Genomic DNA, 14,287 nt, shown 5'->3' with positions numbered 1-14,287 from the left:
CCAACGAATTATCATTTTATAGGAAATGAGATCATGACCTATCATTTAATCAATAATTCTTCAAGCGATTTTGCAAGAGGTTATATAGAGAATAAAGAAACAGATTACAACTACGGAGCCTCTTTCAAATGGAATATAGATACAGGAAATTTTAAAAATGATGTAAAGATCGGTTATGCGGGAGCTTCAAAAAGCAATACCAATCAGCAACAGAAATTTTTATTGAGGGTAGATGAAGCAGTGACCGGAAATAACGGTCTGGAAATGTATGGAGCGCTCTCTGACTGGTTTGATGGCTCTCATTATGTGCCGGGTGGAATCGGATGGCAAACGAGATCGCTTTATAGTAATGAAAAATACGAAGGGAAAGTAGACCAACACGCCGGATATGTTATGTTTGATACTCGCTGGAAAAACAAATTGAGGCTAGTATGGGGATTAAGAGCCGAGTATTTCAGATATAATTTGATTTCCCAACAGCTGGATCCTGATGATCCGCAGAACGTATATAAAGTGGCCATTGAAGATAAACCATGGCAATGGATGCCTTCAGTCAACTTTACGTACAGTCCGACTCAAAAAATTAATTTAAGGCTGGCTTATAACAGAATGGCGATTAGGCCTCAGTTTAATGAAAGAACAGGTTTGCCGTATTTTGATCCCATTGCAAACGGGCTGATTCATAATACGGAAATGGTATCATCTATAGTGGATAATTATGATTTCAAGTTTGAATGGTTTCCGGGACTGGGAGAAATATTTTCAGCAGGGCTGTATTATAAAAATATCGACCGGCCGATTGAAAGAGAAGGATATATTTCCAATGAAGGAAACCTGCATCTTTATAACGGAAATTCTAAAAATGCAAAATTGAAAGGATTTGAAGTAGAGATCAGGAAAAATCTGGGCTTTATTTCAGCGGATTCTTTTCTGGAAAAACTTTTCATCAACGGAAACTTTACCTATAACACTACGAAAGTGATCGCCTTTAAAGACAAAGCAAAAACAACGGATCAGGATGCTACCTACGAAGTAGAAAGACCTCTGTACGGACAAACTCCGTATGCATATAATCTGGGATTAATGTATGATGGAGAAAGATTGGGATTCAGCTTTTTATATAATGCAAAAGGAGACCAGTATATCACTGTAGGATATGCCTATAACGGGGAAGAAATACAAAGGCCATACGCTGTTGCCGATGCTCAGGTTGCTTATAAATTCCTGAGAAATAGAAATATGGAGGTGAAGCTTAACATCAGAAACCTTTTCAACAGGGTAAAAGAATATTATAACAATTACAACTCCTATTCTGTCTCAAAAGGCGGTGCTTTAGAAACGGAGAGAGAAATGTGGGAGCTTTTGCCGGGTGCAACCGATAAGTACGACAAGAATATTGATAAAATCTTATTCCGTGCTTATAGTGGAAGAATATTCGGGCTAAGTGTGAATTATACTTTTTAAGAATTATAAAAAACAGAAGAAAAGAGCTCAAAGTAATGCACAGGTTTCGGGACCCTGAACATGGATCGTAAAAAGTACTGATGATGCGCAACACGGTACAGATTCAAAAAAAACCGGAAGTCAATTGTTTTTCCCGGACAATTGGCAATATCATCGGGAAACTTTGCAGTGCAGCTCCTCCTGCATTGTTGAGGATAAAAAACAACCAAATCGCAGAAATATAGAGGAGGATATTTCTAAATATTAAAATGGCTAAAATAAAAACAGCCGGATCATTCTAAAAATTGTAACAATGAAAAAACTAACTCTAATCGCTGTAGCAGCATTATCGCTTACTGCTTGTCAACATGATTCTTTAACAGATTCTTCATCTCCATTCGATATGAAGCCGACTTCTGCTGAATATATTACCGCTTCTGCACTTCCTGTAACTACCGTTAGTACAGATATTACAACAAATACGACCTGGAGCGGGGTGATAGAACTTGATGGAAACATCGCTGTGAAAAATGGGGCAACACTTACTATTCAGCCGGGAACATTCATTAAGGCTAAGCCAAACGCTGCCGGAGAAGGAAGAGGTGTCCTGATCATTACCAAAACAGGTTCAATCAACGCTACAGGTACAGAATCTCAGCCTATTATCTTTACAAGCTATAAATTATTGGATGGTGATGAAAATACACCTCCCAATCCGGGGGATTTCGGAGGAGTTGTCTTATTGGGAGATGCTCCTACCAACGTTCCAACAACTACAACGGTAGAGGGTCTTCCTACCAATAATCCTGAATTCTATTTCGGAGGAACAAATTCCGGGCATAGCGCAGGAATCATGAAATATGTTCGTATCGAATTTGCAGGTTATGATTTCGAAGGTCCAAATTCGGGAAATGAAGTGAATGCTTTAACGTTAGCAGGAGTTGGAAGTGGTACTACTATTGATCACATCCAGGTTTCTTACGGGCAGGATGATTCTTTTGAATTCTTCGGAGGAACTGTAAACGCTTCAAACCTTGTTTCTTTTGCTGCGGAAGACGATAATTTCGATTTTGATAACGGATATACAGGTACCATTACTTGTGCGCTTTCTTTAGCGGATTCTAATTCTTCACATACTGTAAGTGGTGGAGTTTCTGATACTAATGGTATCGAGTTGGATAACAACGCAGGAGGAACTTCTACTGCATTGCTGACTCACCCGGTGATTAACAATCTTACAATCGTAGGGCCTAGTACGAATGTGCTTTCTTCGGCTCCTAGTGTAGGGGCGGCGTACGAAAACGGGATCCATATCAGAAGAAACGGTAGATTAACATTAAATGATGCTGTAGTTACAGGATATCCTGTAGGAATTAAAGTGGAAGGTTCAGGTTCTGAATTATCTTCAGCATCCAATTACAGCTCAATTAAAGTACACGGATTTACAACTGCTGTTACAGGGGCTGGAACATCTGGAATTCCTGCAGCTAACTTGTTAACAGGGACACCTGCAGCTGCTTGGGGAATGACTCAGCCATTCTTTAACAACGGAGGTTGGAATATATCTCCTAGAAACTGTGGTGATTTCCAAGGTTTATGGACAAAATATGACTTCTCAATCGTAGAGTAAAAATTAATTGCAGGGATGACGGCAATTGTCATTCCCTGCTTTTTTTAAATGACAATCATTGATATTATGAAAAAAATACTTTTATCATCTATTATGCTGGTATCAGGTTTAGTATCCGCACAAAGCCTGGTATGGAGCAATTCTTTTGACTCTTCCGCTGATATGCAGGGCTGGACCTTTCATGACCTGAACAGCAACGGGAACGGATGGGTGCAAGGCCCAAACATTTATTATAACGGAACGAGTCTGGTCTATGGTACATCAGGAACCCTTCGTTATTCCATCAACCTGGTTCCTTCGGGAAATGCCACAGGATTTGCCACAGAAAATGATTGGGCTATTTCTCCTAAAATAGACCTTACAGGAGCTGCGGGAACAATTACATTGGCCGGATATATCGGCAGACAGAGATCCACACATACCAGTGTAAGCAGGGATGTTTATATTTTTGTAAGCACACCCCAGAAAGAAGTTCCCGAAATCTCTGATTTTCAACAATTGGCAACGGCGGCTCAAAATGCAGGCGGAGCGTATAAACTCAGTGCTACAACGGCCAACTTACCTTCGGATCTTACCCAGTTTGCAGAATCCTTGGTAGATATTTCCGCTTTTGCCGGAAAAAAAATTTATATAGGTTTATGGTCCAACAGGATAACATCCGGTGCGGCATCTAATTCTCAGAATATCAACATTGATGAGATGGCTATTTTTGCCTCAGTTCTCCATACAAATGATGTAAAAGCATCCAAAAACCTTACTCAAATAGCAGAAAACCCTGTAACAACATTATTGAGTCTGAAACTGAATCCGGGATTGAAAGAAAACAAGACCCATATTGTTGTTTATAACCTTGCCGGACAAAAGGTTCATACCGTACCATATTCAAGAAATATGAATGTAGAGGCATTATCATCCGGAATTTATATCGTTGAAGTATCTGATGGAAGCATCACTGAAAGATTGAAATTTATTAAAAAATAATGACTAAGCTACTAAGATTGGATGAAAATTTTGTGCAAAATAAAGATGAAAGATCTTTAATAATAAGCAATAGAAAGCCTAACCGGTATAGTTTTATAATGTGCAATTGCCCCGTATATAGTGAGAGGGCGGGGTAACATTTCTAAGTTTTAATTTATAATTTAAATAGCATACATGAAAAAGCTTATAGCATTTATTCTGTTGGCCACCCTGTTTTCCTGTACGGATACCGTAATGCAGCCGTATGATAAAGTACAAAAACCCGCTTCGATCAATATTAAAGGATATTCCAAACCGGATGTGCTTCAGCTGAGGCTGAACGGATCACCTGTATCGATTAACGGAAGTACTTCTTATACCAATAAAATAGAGACTCAGCTCAATTTTGTACTAGGCGAGGGGGAAACGGATGAACTGGCAATCTATAATCATGAAACCGGAACCCAGATAGCCCAATACAAAATCGCATATGATAATATCAGTCAATATAAAGACCTCTATTTCTTTAACCTGCCTGGGATTTTCCTGCAAACGTATGCCGTAAAGCCACAGGTGAATCTGGGGAAAGTAGGCTTTGAATTTATTTTCCCTAATCTGGGTGAATATTCAGGTTCCTCACTTCAGGAAGTTAAAGGAGTTTTAAAAAGAGAAAATGGAGTGGTCTTAGCTGAGTTTGACAATATCGGGAAAAACAACTTCACGACCGTAAAAATATATAATTATTTCAGCGCTACGGCACCAGTATATTTGGAATTATACAAGCCCGGAACCATGGAGCCTTATACCGGTACCAATCTCATCAAAGTTAAGATAAAACAGGACATTGGAGCCAATATGATTGTGCTTCAGGAAAAAATGGAAAATGGAGTACCCGTCGTTAAAGGCGAAATAGATATTGTTGATTATCTCTAAAAGTACGGAATCATAACAGATAAGATTGATGAAGAATTTTTGTAAGCTACAGATAGTGATGCTGATCACAATCTTAACCCTCTCCTGCAGCAACAGGGATCAGGATATTCCGGGCTTTCCGGAAGGAAGTACGGAATATGTGAATGCTTGGGTTCAGGACAGCATGAGACGATATTATTATTGGGCGGATCAGATGCCGGCTAAGCCCGATTACCATCTGCCGGTAAAAGATTTTTTTAAAAGTTTATTATCTCCCCAGGATCGCTTTTCATTGATTGTCAATACGGAAGATTCCTCAACCTATCCCCGCACCGTGCGGAATATGTATGGTTTCGATTTTACAGTTCTTCAATTGCCAAATGCAGAAGTGGTTACAGTAATAAAACTTGTGCTTAAGAGCTCACCTGCTCTAAATGCAGGCCTGGAAAGGGGGATGATCATTAAAAAGATTAATGGCCAGGCGATTACAGCATCCAATGTTGAACAGTTAACTTCTTCCATTCCGGATCATACTGTTCTTGAGCTGACTGTCGGGAATTGGGTGAATGGTTCTGTGATGAATGAAAAAAATATTACGGTGTATTACGGTTTCTCATTCGAACAGCCCATGATGTCCAAAATTTTTGAGAAAAACGGTAAAAAAACAGGGTATCTTTATATGTATGATTTCCGGGATGGAATGACACCAGCTCTCAATCAGAAATTTTCCGAACTGAAAGCGGCAGGCGTTCAGGAGCTGATCCTCGATCTCCGTTATAATTACGGAGGTTCCGTTTCTTCAGCGGCAGCGCTTTGTTCATTGATTCCTTCAGGAATATCGGCTAACTCCCCATTTATTCTCTACAAAGGAAATAAAAATGGCGGCGAAGTGAAGAGAACATTTTCCCAACAGATGGCGTATGACTCCAACGCTCTCGATTTCAATACGCTTCATGCCAATGCTCTCGGATTAAATAAAGTGTATATTATTACCTCAAACAGTACGGCATCAGCATCGGAAATCGTGATCAATAATCTTAAACCTTATATGCAGGTTATTCAGGTAGGTGAAACTACCTTGGGAAAAGATATGGCCGGATTTGTCATTGATGATAAAAGAAAGCCCAGAAAAATTTCATGGCAGATCCACCCGGTTATTTATAAAGTATTTAATGCCAACGGCCAGGGGAACTATAACTACGGAATCACTCCACAAACGGTAGTGGATGAATACGCCGCATTGCCATTGCTGCCCCTGGGAGATCCGGATGAAACCCTTATTGCCTCTGTCTTGAATAAGATCTATTATAAAGCTGTAACTACGGAATCGCCAGATAAAAATACCGTAGTTTTATTTCAAAGCGATTTACCTTTAGAAATGGGAAAGTAATATTTTAAATAATAATGCCATGCAGGGAATAGAGCCTAAATTTCACAGCAGCCTTATAGATCGTATGAAGTATTATCGGGATTTATTAAATGAAATAGATAATGAATGCGATAACCGGTCTTCTGATTTCATCTCTCAAACCTCAGAGCTGGATGAGCTCTACGATGATTATCTGATGAATAAAAAGAAACTGGAAAACAGTATTAGAAATTACAGGCAGCATCATCTTGATTTACGCAAACTGGTGACTGCCGGATTACGGGAATTGAGAAAAAAAGTGAAGCAACAGTAATATTTATCAATAATATAAATTTCTTAACAGTAAAGACTTAAACCTAAGGTTGAGTCTTTTTTTTATGCTCATATTTCAGTATTGCTTGCTTTATATTGAACCAGATATATTATCTTTTTGTAATATGAAAAAAAACAAATCTCTTATGGTTGAAATATTTTATTTTTATTTCTATATTTGCTTAAAATTATATAATTATAACTATTTATAATTATAAATACACAAATTGTAATAAATTATTTCTAAGAATAAAAATATAACTATTGACATTAATAGTTGTTTAGTAATTAATATCAAATTATCTTTATTATTAAAAATATAGCAAAATACAATTACTCAGCTTTAAGCATAGCCAAAATTGCATTATATCCTAATATATAAGCGTTTGGTTATAAAATTTCCCTCATATAATTCAATACTGTCAACACAATGAAAAATGTAATGCCCTCTAACCTAACCCCTTTTGCAGAACCTTCTCTAGGTTCTCAAACTAATGGTTCTTCCGTTAAAAGTATTTGGTCATTTAATGAAATGACTATTAAAAAATCGTTACCAAATACTATTTATCATTAAATACATAACAAAAATAATTACTTTTATTCCGCTTTAATGAACAGTCGCTTAATAAGCGTTGTTTTGGGATTTCTGTTATCATTCAATATCTAATGCCATGAAAAACTTAACCATTATCGGGTTGACGCCTTTTGAAAAGCCGGACGTCTCTCTTATGCTTAAACTGCATCAGGCGGGAGCATTTCCCGTTCTTAGTTTAGGATACGAGTCTGCATCTGCTCAGGAAGCACTCAATCAGCTTGAACACATTGATATACCTTCTTATGGTATTTCATTTCCCAATAATCAATTAGCCTCCCTTTCTATTCCAAAAAAAGTAAGCCTTATCATTCTTCCGTTTGGTATTGATCTCTCTATCGATCTTCCGGTTATATATCAGGTAAGGAGTTTAGAAGAAGCCAAAAAAGCTGAACAATCAGGCGCAAAAGGGATCATTATAAAAGGAAACGAAGCCGGCGGATGGGTCGGTTATGAATCCACGTTTGTATTGTTTCAGCGCATTATCAAAGAAATTCAAAGCATCCCTATCTGGATACAAGGAGGGGTTGGAATTCATACTGCGGCGGCGGCGAAAGCACTGGGAGCAACCGGTGTGGTATTGGATAGCCAGCTCGCCCTTTTCCCTGAAAGTTCAGTTCCGAAAGAGATCAAAGACCTTTGCTCAAAGCTCAATGGAACAGAAACTAAAATAATTGCCGATCATCGCGTATTGGTAAGACCGAATTCACCTTCATTACCGGAAAATATAAGGGCTAAAGAACTTGCAGCCTATTTTACAGACTTCGACATCAGCAAGAATTATATCCCGATGGGGCAGGACGTTTCCCTGGCCACAAATTTATATGAAGATTTTAAAACCCTGAAAAGACTGGTTTTCGGGTTGAAAGAAGCGATGTTTGGCCATCTGAAACAGGCAAAAGCCCTTCAGGTAATTGATCAGGAAAATACATTAGCTAAAGATCTTGGTTTACGCTATCCTATTGCACAGGGTCCAATGACCCGTGTAAGTGATGTTCCTTCATTTGCCAATGCGGTAGCAGAAGCAGGAGCTTTACCGTTTGTAGCTTTATCTTTGTTGAAAGGTGACCAGGCAAAATCATTGGTAACGGAAACTAAAAAGCTGGCAGGTGAAAAAACATGGGGAATAGGTGTTCTGGGATTTGCACCTCAGGAGCTGAGAGATGAACAAACATCCTATATCCTGGAAGCCAAGCCTCCTGTAGTGTTGATCGCCGGGGGAAGACCTGCACAAGCCAAAGTTTTCGAAAAAGCAGGAATAAAAACATTTTTACACGTTCCATCTCCCGCATTGCTGGACATTTTCCTGAAAGAAGGGGCTACTAATTTTATATTTGAAGGCCGTGAATGCGGAGGTCATGTTGGCCCGCTTTCAAGTATGGTCCTTTGGGAAAAGCAGATCGAACGTATCTTAAAAGAAGATCATCCCGAAAATATCAGTATATTTTTTGCAGGCGGGATTCACAATGCATTTTCAACGGCATTTGTCTCTGTTATGGCTGCACCGCTGGCTGCAAGAGGCGTAAAAGTGGGAGTATTAATGGGGACTGCCTATCTTTATACACATGAAGCAGTATCCTGTGGAGCTATTCAGGAAGAATTCCAGATACAGGCCATGCAGGCAAAAGATACTGTTTTGCTGGAAACAGCACCCGGACACGAAACACGTTGTCTGAATACAGCATTTGCCCAACATTTTAACACCGAAAAAGCCCGGCTTTTGAAAGCCGGAACAGATAAAAAACTAATCTGGGAACAACTTGAAAAACTAAACGTTGGGCGCCTTAGAATTGCAGCTAAAGGAGTAGAGCGTCAGGGGGATCAATTAGTCAATATTCCTGTTGATGAACAGCTAGAGTTAGGGATGTATATGATCGGACAGGTGGCAACGATGCATGACCAGGTGATCTCCCTTGCAGAGCTTCACCAAAATGTAAGTATTGATAATAACGAATATATCAAACAGGCCCTATTGCCGGAAGAACCTGCATCACCAGAAAAACCCCTTGATATAGCCATTATCGGGATGGAATGCATCTTCCCGGATGCCAGAAACCTGGAGGAATACTGGCGCAATATTATCCTTGGAAAAGACAGTGTCACAGAAGTCCCTGATGAAAGATGGAATAAAGATCTTTATTACCACCCGGATTCTAACGAAGCAGACGTTTCCCATTCCAAATGGGGCGGTTTTATCCCTAAAATTGATTTTGATCCGTTAGCATTTGGTATTCCCCCGCAATCCCTTGCCGCTATTGAGCCTACCCAATTATTAACGTTATTGGTTGCTAAACGGGCGATGGAGGATGCAGGATATGGAGAAAAACAAATCAACAGAGAAAATATTTCTGTCATTATCGGGGCAGAAGGCGGAAACGATCTTGCCAATAGCTACAGCTTCAGAGGATATTATAAGCAAGTATTTGGGGAACTTCATGAAGAAGTGAAAGAAGCCTTTCCACACACTACGGAAGATTCATTCCCGGGAATTTTAGCCAATGTCATTGCCGGAAGAATTACCAATAGACTAGACCTTGGCGGAAGAAACTTTACCGTAGATGCGGCTTGTGCTTCTTCATTGGCAGCGATAGATCTGGCTTGCCAGGAACTGGTTTTAGGAAAATCAGATATGGTTCTTGCTGGTGGAGCAGACCTCCATAACGGCATCAATGATTATCTGATGTTTTCCAGCACCCATGCGCTTTCCAGAAAAGGAAGATGTGCCACATTCGATAGTGAAGCAGACGGGATTGCTTTAGGAGAGGGGGTTGCTATTCTTGTATTAAAACGATACGAGGATGCTGTACGTGATGGAGACCGTATTTATTCAGTCATCAAAGGAGTAGGAGGGTCCAGTGACGGAAAAGCACTCGGATTGACTGCACCAAGAAAAATAGGTCAGGTAAGAGCCCTGGAAAGAGCCTACACTCAAGCGGGAATCAGCCCTGCATCAGTAGGTTTAATTGAAGCTCATGGTACCGGAACTGTCGTTGGAGACAGAACGGAATTGAGTGCATTGACCAATTTATTCAGCTATTCAGGAGCTATACCCGGACAAACCCACTTAGGTTCTGTAAAAACACAGATCGGGCATACCAAATGTGCTGCCGGATTAGCAGGCCTTATCAAAGCTTCTTTAGCCGTATATCATGGAGTGAAGCCTCCAACACTTCACCTTCAGCAGCCTAATGCTTATTATAATCCTCAAACCAGTCCCTTTGCCTTTCATGCGGAAAGCGGATTGTGGAGTGAAAAAAAGCGTTATGCAGGGATCAGTGCATTCGGATTCGGGGGGACTAATTTCCATACCGTCATTGCCAATCATCCTAAACAGGATGACTTTATTGCATTGTCATCCTGGCCTTCAGAGCTGTTTGTATTTAGAGGCAAAACGTATGAAGAAGCAAAAAATCAATTGATTCAGGTGAAATCTTTGCTGGAAATCAATGATGGAATTTCTTTAAAAAATATCGCTTATAGTCTTGCCGTAGGTTCGGAAAAGCCGATTCAGCTGAGCATCGTTGCAGATACATCGGAACATCTGATCATGAATATCGAACTAGTGCTCGCCGGAATTGAAAATAAAGATACCTACACAGTCAATAAAAAAGAAGGAAAAATAGCCTTCCTATTCCCGGGACAAGGCAGTCAGCGCATTAATATGGCCCGTGATTTATTCGTTGCTTTCCCGGAAATGCGAAAGCTCATCGATTCATATCCTGAATTAGAGAAAGTGGTTTTCCCTTCAGCTACTTTTGATGAGGCTGCATTAAAGCAACAAAAAGAAACGATTAAAGACACCCGTTTAGCACAGCCATTATTGGGAATTGTAGATTTGGCACTAGCTAAATTCCTTCAATCCCTCGGAATCATTCCGGATATGCTGGCAGGCCACAGCTATGGAGAATTGCCTGCTTTATGCTTTGCAGGAGTATTTGAAGAAGAAAAGCTTGTTGATTTAAGCATTCAAAGAGCTCAATCCATTTTGGATTCTGTGGAAGGTGGTGATCCGGGCTCTATGATTGCGGTAAGTGCCACGAAAGAAACCCTGCAGCCGATTTTAGCCCAGGTAGAAAACTGTTATCCGGTTAATTTTAATGCTCCTACTCAGTGTGTAGTGGCAGGAAGTACAGAATCCATCAGCAGATTGATGGAAGTGTTGAGAGAAGAAAAGATCTCAGCAAAGAAACTGGAAGTAGCCTGTGCATTTCACAGTCCGTTGTTAGCAAAATCCAAAGATTTATACAAAGCTGTTTTACAGGATGTTTCATTCAGTGAAATGCAAATCCCGGTTTGGTCTAATACCACGACGGCAATATATCCTGCGACAACTTCAGAAATAAAAGAAAGACTGGCCGATCATTTGGTACAGCCTGTAAGATTCGTTGAAGAATTACAGGCGATGTACGAAGACGGAGCAAGAATATTCATTGAAGTAGGGCCTGGAAAAGTATTAACGGGATTAACGAAATCCTGTTTAGATCAGGATCATGTAACCCTGTTTGTCGAAGACAACAACCGTAATAAGCTTAGCCACCTGCTTTCTATGCTTGCACAATATTTGGGAACAGGTCGGGACTTTAATATCGCCAAGCTTTTCGAAGGACGTAATGTCCAATTCATTCAAATCGATCAGCCGGAATTATACGAAAAAAGCCCTGCGATCTGGCGTGTGAACGGGCAGGCTGCTCATCCGGCTACAGGCGCACTTCCTGCCAATGGTGCATTACCCATCATCAATCCAATTCAAATGAACAACTTTACTAATAACCAGAACCCTGTAACTGAAAGTCAATCTAACACAGAACGCATGTTACAGGAATATTTGAATAGCATGAAACTCATGATCCAGGCACAACGCGATGTGATGCTTTCTTTCCTGGGACAAAATCCGCAGGTAAATCAGGCTCCTGTTGTGTATGCTTCACCAGTTACAGCCCATTCAAATACTCAGGCAACCATTGTTTCCAGTCCACTGAATGACGGCGCTGAAAAAACGGTTTTCATTCCAGAAAAGCAGGCTCCTGTAAAAGATATTAAAACCCTGCTGTTACAGGTAGTAAGCGATAAAACAGGCTATCCGCACGAAATGTTAGGGATGGAAATGGATTTAGAAGCGGATTTAAGCATCGATTCCATTAAAAGAGTGGAAATCATCGGAACCCTGAAAGCGGAATTAGGTTCTTTTTCTTCCAATACTGCCAATGAAGATACCATTATGGAACAATTGGCCGGAATTAAAACATTGAACGGTTTAGTTTCCTGGTTAACGGAATATTCAGGAACTTCCAACACAACAGAAAAAAAGGTCACTGTAGAAACAGTACCATCAAACATACAAAATCAATCTACCTTCTCTCTTGAAGAGCTTCAGACAGCTATTCTGAATATTGTAAGCGATAAAACAGGCTATCCTAAAGAAATGTTAGGTTTAGACTTAGATTTGGAAGCCGATTTAAGCATTGATTCCATCAAGCGTATGGAAATCATCGGTGAGCTTAAAACAAAAATCGGTTTTGGCGGCGATGTAGAACAAGCTGATGACCTCATGGAAAAACTGGCCGCCATTAAAACACTGAACGGATTGGCTTCCTGGATCAACGAAATAAGTGGAAACAATACACCCGAACCGGAACAAAATGCCTTATCACGCCTTCGTTTCGATCTGACGCCCACAGATGTTTATTTAATTGAAAATACTGAAATACTACAGGGAAAACGTTTCGCGATCACTCAAAACGATAACAGCCAGACTGTAGACATCAAAAATGAGCTTGAAAAGCATGGCGCTGTTGCAGAATTGATTGATTCAGACAAAGACCTTTCTGAGTTTGACGGATTGATCATCCTCGATCTATTCTCATCTTCCGCAAAGCATGATATTATCGATCACGTTGATCTCATTAAAAAAATGGATTTAGATAAAGCTCAGTGGATCTATCTGATTTCCGATATTCCGGCTCATGTCCAGGAATTGACAGATACTACACTTTTACGCCATTACAAAGGACATCCGGGGCTTTTTAAAAGCTTGGCCAGAGAGTTTGAACAGACCAATTGCAGGTTGATTAGTCTGACCTCTCCCCAACAGATCGAGCAGATCGCGGAGATCGCTTTAAAAGAAATTTTAACCACCGATAAACCTGCTGAAGTCATTTACAAAAATGACCAGAGACACAAAGTGGATATCATTCCATCACCGTTATCCAACAGTTTGGAAGAGGCTCATATCACATTAGATCAGGAATCGGTTGTTTTAGTTTTAGGTGGCGCACAGGGAATTACCTCTGAGTTGGTAAAACACATGTCACAGGCTTATCCCTGTACCTATATTTTGGTGGGAAGATCGGCAGATCCCAGAAATCAGGCTGTCAAGAATAACAAACTGGAAGCATTGAAAACGAAAGAAGAGATAAGAGCATATCTTATCAAATCCGGAACATTCACTTCACCTTCTGAAATCGAAAAAGAAACCATAAAAGTTTACAAAAACAACCAGATCCTGCGCACGATCCGTGATATGGAGCAATTGGGCAATACCATTGTGTATCAGTCATTAGATCTTTGTGACGAAAACGGGTTATCAGAATTAATCAACAGCATCTATGAAAAATACAACCGCTTAGACGGTGTAATTCATGGAGCGGGTCTGTTAGAAGATAAATTATTCAAACAGAAAACCACAAGCTCTTTCGGACGTGTGTTTGATACCAAAGTGAAACCTCTACGTGTACTGGCAGAACAGCTTCGTACAGACTGTCAGTTCGTCGTATTGTTCTCAAGCATCGCTTCGGTGTACGGAAATAAAGGACAGACCGATTACGCAGCCGCTAACTCCGTATTGGATGATTACGCGAATGCTTTGAACAAAAAATTAAAAGGAAAAGTCATTTCCATCAACTGGGGTCCGTGGAAAGGAGCCGGAATGGTTTCGCCAACTTTGGAAACAGAATACGAAAGAAGAGGGATTTCATTAATTCCATTGGATCAGGGGAAAGAGATTTTCCTGAACGAAATCAAATATGGAACCGAAAGTCAGGTACTAATCATGTCCGGAACTAACTGGTAA

The 14,287-nt window shown here is 40.1% G+C and carries 7 protein-coding genes; all 7 read left to right on the top strand.

The annotated features are described in order from the left end of the window. A partial coding sequence (locus tag ACGHIN_RS11215; RefSeq protein ID WP_390453454.1) for a TonB-dependent receptor domain-containing protein occupies positions 1-1,464 on the top strand: 1,464 nt, incomplete at its 5' end. A 292-nt stretch (positions 1,465-1,756) separates the two neighbouring features. Then, positions 1,757-3,073, top strand: coding sequence for a hypothetical protein (locus ACGHIN_RS11210; RefSeq protein ID WP_390453452.1), 1,317 nt, complete (start codon positions 1,757-1,759; stop codon positions 3,071-3,073). Positions 3,074-3,139: 66 nt separating this feature from the next. Next, on the top strand, positions 3,140-4,054 hold the full coding sequence (locus tag ACGHIN_RS11205; protein WP_390453449.1) for a T9SS type A sorting domain-containing protein: 915 nt from the start codon (positions 3,140-3,142) through the stop codon (positions 4,052-4,054). A 174-nt stretch (positions 4,055-4,228) separates the two neighbouring features. Continuing rightward, positions 4,229-4,966 (top strand): hypothetical protein, encoded by a 738-nt coding sequence (locus ACGHIN_RS11200; RefSeq protein ID WP_390453446.1) that lies wholly within the window; start codon positions 4,229-4,231, stop codon positions 4,964-4,966. A gap of 28 nt (positions 4,967-4,994) precedes the next feature. Further along, positions 4,995-6,335: a S41 family peptidase gene (locus tag ACGHIN_RS11195; RefSeq protein ID WP_390453443.1), complete on the top strand. Its 1,341-nt coding sequence runs from the start codon at positions 4,995-4,997 to the stop codon at positions 6,333-6,335. Positions 6,336-6,354: 19 nt separating this feature from the next. Next, complete coding sequence (locus ACGHIN_RS11190; protein ID WP_390453440.1) at positions 6,355-6,627, top strand: hypothetical protein; 273 nt, start codon at positions 6,355-6,357, stop codon at positions 6,625-6,627. A gap of 670 nt (positions 6,628-7,297) precedes the next feature. Then, positions 7,298-14,287 (top strand): SDR family NAD(P)-dependent oxidoreductase, encoded by a 6,990-nt coding sequence (locus ACGHIN_RS11185; protein WP_390453437.1) that lies wholly within the window; start codon positions 7,298-7,300, stop codon positions 14,285-14,287.

It is taken from the genome of Chryseobacterium barbadense, assembly GCF_042849955.1.
Classification (GTDB): Bacteria; Bacteroidota; Bacteroidia; order Flavobacteriales; family Weeksellaceae; genus Chryseobacterium.
The sequence above is the reverse complement of the archived record's forward strand: the minus strand, read 5'-3'. Positions and strand labels throughout refer to the sequence as shown.

Coding starts and splice junctions, on each gene's coding strand:
- ACGHIN_RS11210 (WP_390453452.1), top strand. CDS start 1,757: ATGAAAAAACTAACTCTAATCGCTGTAGCAGCATTATCGCTTACTGCT.
- ACGHIN_RS11205 (WP_390453449.1), top strand. CDS start 3,140: ATGAAAAAAATACTTTTATCATCTATTATGCTGGTATCAGGTTTAGTA.
- ACGHIN_RS11200 (WP_390453446.1), top strand. CDS start 4,229: ATGAAAAAGCTTATAGCATTTATTCTGTTGGCCACCCTGTTTTCCTGT.
- ACGHIN_RS11195 (WP_390453443.1), top strand. CDS start 4,995: ATGAAGAATTTTTGTAAGCTACAGATAGTGATGCTGATCACAATCTTA.
- ACGHIN_RS11190 (WP_390453440.1), top strand. CDS start 6,355: ATGCAGGGAATAGAGCCTAAATTTCACAGCAGCCTTATAGATCGTATG.
- ACGHIN_RS11185 (WP_390453437.1), top strand. CDS start 7,298: ATGAAAAACTTAACCATTATCGGGTTGACGCCTTTTGAAAAGCCGGAC.